Below are 310 nucleotides of genomic sequence, written 5' to 3' on the forward strand. Positions count from 1 at the left end.
CAGCCAACTCGTTGCATAATCTTGAACTTCTTCCAGTGTGTCAAATAGATGCTAGCTTAGCCAGCTAAAACGTATAGTCCGATTATAACGATCAATATACGCATTCTGCTGTGGCATACCTGGTTGAATATATTCAATACGAATACCTTGTTCAGTTGCCCAGCGTACAAATTCATGACTGATAAACTCCGGGCCATTGTCACACCGAATAACTAACGGCTTTTCTCGCCAATCCAGCAACTGATTCAACGTACGAATAACTCGGATTTTAGGTAATGAGAATCCTGCTTCAATCGCTAAGACTACTCGA

The 310-nt window shown here is 41.6% G+C and carries 1 pseudogene; it reads right to left on the bottom strand.

Going from position 1 to position 310, the window contains the following annotated elements:
* Positions 1 to 54 precede the first annotated feature (54 nt).
* Positions 55 to 310: pseudogene (locus tag ACG9ZB_RS16935) on the bottom strand (DDE-type integrase/transposase/recombinase); the annotation flags it as partial.

The organism is Acinetobacter johnsonii (assembly GCF_048551975.1).
GTDB classification, from domain to species: Bacteria; Pseudomonadota; Gammaproteobacteria; order Pseudomonadales; family Moraxellaceae; genus Acinetobacter; species Acinetobacter johnsonii_A.